Origin of the sequence: Sinorhizobium saheli (assembly GCF_001651875.1) — a bacterium.
Classification (GTDB): domain Bacteria; phylum Pseudomonadota; class Alphaproteobacteria; order Rhizobiales; family Rhizobiaceae; genus Sinorhizobium; species Sinorhizobium saheli.
Genome location: NZ_LNQB01000085.1, coordinates 1 through 2,668 on the forward strand (window position 1 = coordinate 1; position 2,668 = coordinate 2,668).

Annotated in this window: 3 pseudogenes; 1 reads left to right on the forward strand and 2 read right to left on the reverse strand. The window is 58.0% G+C overall.

The annotated features are described in order from the left end of the window. Positions 1-130 precede the first annotated feature (130 nt). Positions 131-430, forward strand: a pseudogene (locus tag ATB98_RS28140) (biotin carboxylase); the annotation flags it as partial. A gap of 106 nt (positions 431-536) precedes the next feature. Here the strand turns inward: ATB98_RS28140 and ATB98_RS22000 are convergent. Further along, positions 537-865: pseudogene (locus ATB98_RS22000) on the reverse strand (helix-turn-helix domain-containing protein); the annotation flags it as partial. 1,132 nt (positions 866-1,997) lie between these two features. Then, a pseudogene (locus tag ATB98_RS29675) lies at positions 1,998-2,097 on the reverse strand (IS630 family transposase); the annotation flags it as partial. Positions 2,098-2,668: the final 571 nt, after the last annotated feature.

Consider the following 2,668-nt stretch of genomic DNA (forward strand, 5'->3'; position numbering starts at 1 on the left):
CTCATGGCAGCTCCTCCTGCCATGTTGAATCAGAATCCGACCGAAAGCGGAAGCCTGTTAAACAATAGGTCCTGAGCCTAGATTTTCGCAGCCAGATATCGTGTCGACAGGACACGCAATCGAAGCGAGGGTGTATGCTGAAATTCCTGAACGCGGATTTGCTCCCGCGACGGGGAAGGTACTGGTGCTCGACTACCCCGCCGGTCCAAGCCTACGGATCGACAGTGGCATCTCGCAACGTCAGCAGATAACGACAGCCTTCGATTCCCTCTTGGCAAAGGTGATCGTACATGCGCGCACTCGTAATGAGGCTGCGCTAAACATCGAACGCGCGATGCGGGAGCTGGTGCTCCTCGGCTGCGAGACAAACACGAGCTTTCTCGCGCGAGTCCTTGCGGATCAGCAATTTCTAAGCGGACAGGTCCATACTGGATATCTCGGCGAAAATCCTCAGCTGACCGCTGGCGACTCCGCGTCCGACTTGTCGACCTTCCTGGCAGCTGCGGCTCTCCTGACGAGACCGGTTACCGGTTCGGCATGTCGGCAGTCCAGTGCGTCGTCTCGCCCGGCGGGTCGGTAAGCGTCAGCGCCACCACCCGCGCTGATCTCCGCCCCGAGCGGCGCAATGCGCGAGGGGCGCGTCTTGTCGCGCAAGAGACCCTCGAAGCCTTCCGTGGCGAAGCGCTCCTGCCAGCGCCACACGCAGGTCTTCGACTTGCCGGTCTGCCGCATGATCTCGACGGTGCCGACGCCATCGGCACTCAGCAGGATGATCTCGGCGCGCCAGACGTGCTTTTGCGGCGCATTGCGATCTCTGATCAGGGCTCTCAGGCGTTGGCGATCGGCCGGCGAAACGGTGAAGGATNATAGGCGCCTCGCCGATCCACGAGAACTATGTGGGGGGTGGTTATGGCACTCAGGACAGTGCGCATCTGACATAGCTCGGAGCGAAGAAATGACTCTAAGAAATCAATCATTGGTATGGTGAAATCGCCAGTACGCTTGAAAGGCACCAGCTCTAGGGCCTCTTCGATTATACGCTCCGACAGAACGACCTTAAGATCGAATGGGACATCTTCATTTGTTAGCGGTGGAGCTCCTATTTTGTGGTTCATACGCTGTGCAAGGCTCGTGTATGCATATCTGCACTGCGCGGTTACATCGTCAGACACAAAGAACTTAACATCAATGTCTCTCCCACGCTTTCCTAGTGCGTAAGATCCAAAGATGAGGCCGAATTGACATTCTTCACGCGTCTGCGCGAACTGCAGCAATTCCTGAGTGACCTCATCCGTGAAAACTGGTCGCTCCGCCCAGGGAGGCGAGTTTTTCGAAATAACACGTGCAGACTGAAACTCCATCGGCGCCCCTCTCGTTCATGCCTAAGGTTATTGCCCTTTGCACAAGCAATTACCGCACCAAACGAGAAAACCATTTCAGAACAACAGGTTCACTTTGACAGCGGAGTGTCTTCTATCCGACATCTCATCGAGAAGCCGACAACGCGCGCAATTGCTGTCATGTCACTCGGCACATCATTGCGTCTTCCGCTTTTCGTGTTCCGGCAACATTCTGGTTCTCAGGAGCTCAGCGCCGGCTCGGCCAAGGACATGGCGCGCTTGATGGTCTTAAGCCCGTCGATCGTTGATCTAATCGCTAGTACTACTTTGCAGATTCGATTTCCGGCACGACTGGAACCTAATCCGGCAATGGGCACACGTAGAGTCGGTGCTGTGACAGGGCCGTGATGACCATGCCTCAACTGGCCGGCAGTGTCGGCTTAGGCAGGCCGCGCCTCTTCCTTTTTTCCCGCTTTGCCTTGTTCAGGCGCTGATGTTGACGAAAGGCATAGGCTCATCAACGCATCAACGCGTGTCGGTGTAGGCCTTGCCGTGATCAGTCTTCAAAGTGATCGAGGCCGAGCTCTTCCTTCACAGACCCATAGCGCTTTGATGGCAGCCGCGAGAGCTTTCAAGGCCGCCTCGGCCGCCAGATTGCCAGGTTGTGGTCTTCCAGTATCCATGAGGAACACCCGACCGGCAGCGCTCTCCGCCGGAGTGAGCGACGGCGCAAACGGGATATCTTCGTGGACGTCCCGGGGTGAGTAAGCCGGAGGAGTTTCACCTGCCGGCCTCTCGCAGGGCGGTGCGTTAATCTCTCGATTCACACCGCGTCCATCAGGGAAACGTGGTCGTCCGAACGCCTGCCAGTGTACGAAGAGGTTCCGCCTATCTCGGGTAAGTTGCCGCAGGAACTGCGATTCCGAGTCTTGTGAGACCGAAAGCGCTTGTACGCTTGCGGGCGATGTCTGCTCTCGTCTGCTCGGCTGACAGAACTGTTTTTTGAAGCTCAGGCCCTCGGCCCAAGCGAAGACCCCAAACGGCGCGGCGATCAGTCTTGGTGCCATGCTCGGCCAGTTCGACCACCAATCCCGAGTCGTGAACGGGCCGGGTCGACAGCGCTCGCGCGGCCAGTCGGCCCGCTCACCAGACAAGGTTCGCTTCTTGCGCCCACGGACGCGGCCCGGTTGGAGGGAGCCGGTTTCGGCAAGGCGTCGCTTCCACTTCGACACGCAGGAGGACACAATGACAAGCCTAGGCCGTTCAGCCGGCGTAGTTCCACGGCATGAGCGCGTCGATTTCTGAACTCGGCCAGCCATTGGCAATGC